Source organism: Pseudoalteromonas sp. S3260, assembly GCF_005886925.1.
GTDB lineage: Bacteria > Pseudomonadota > Gammaproteobacteria > Enterobacterales > Alteromonadaceae > Pseudoalteromonas > Pseudoalteromonas tetraodonis.
On record NZ_PNCV01000185.1, the window covers coordinates 1 to 900 of the forward strand.

The window sequence follows — 900 nt, forward strand, 5'->3', positions numbered from 1 at the left end:
TTAGGGGCTGTTGATCTTTGTAGTACATATATCAATCAGCCCACATTGGTAGCCACATCATAGTAAATGCTAAAGCGAGCATTGAATGATAATTTCGTTCAAGCTTTTCATACCGCGTGGCTATCCCTCTATATTGCTTAATACGGCCAAATGCATTCTCAACCAAGTGCCGATATTTATACATGCACCAGTCAATATCTTCATTGCCTACTAAACTGTTGCCCTTACGTGGAATAACGGGTGTAGCGTTATTATCACGAACAAACGCTCTCAGTTTTTCACTGTCGTAGCCTTTATCTGCGACAACCATATTACTTGTTGGGCAATTAGCTACGAGTGACTCTGCATGGACGATATCATGCGTATTTCCACAGGATAATTCATAATAAACAGGCAACCCTCCGCTATCGACTGCAAGATGAATTTTCGTAGAATTTCCACCTCGGCTCTTTCCAATTGATTCATTGTCAGCAGTTCTTGCACCGCAACTATGTTGATGAGCCCTGACAATACTGCCATCAATGAAGACCCAATCCATGTCCGCATCACGAGATAATGCGCGAAACAGTTCATTCAAAATCCCTTTTTTGGACCATAAATTAAACCGTCTGTAGATAGCACTCCAACGGCCAAAATCAGAAGGTAAATCTCGCCATGGAATACCTGTGCGCATCTTATACAGTATGCCTTCGAGCGTTTTTCTATGGTCGGGCTTATTATAAATTCGACCACTTAAGTACATTACTTTTGATAAGACATTCCATGTCCCGTCTGTTAGCATTAATCTTGGCATGTAGGTTCGGTGTAAAGTTTTCTGGCGAATTCAATTATACCTTATCTTCATGCTGTTTGTTTTTCATACCACAAAGATCAACACGCCCTAGTATTTTATAAATTTAA

At 40.4% G+C, this 900-nt stretch carries 1 protein-coding gene; it reads right to left on the bottom strand.

The window, feature by feature from the left end:
• Window positions 1–31: 31 nt before the first annotated feature.
• Entirely contained in the window at window positions 32–793 is a 762-nt protein-coding gene (locus CWC14_RS17960) for an IS5 family transposase (RefSeq protein WP_024600859.1), read from the bottom strand.
• Window positions 794–900: the final 107 nt, after the last annotated feature.

Coding starts and splice junctions, on each gene's coding strand:
- CWC14_RS17960 (WP_024600859.1), bottom strand. CDS start 793: ATGCCAAGATTAATGCTAACAGACGGGACATGGAATGTCTTATCAAAA.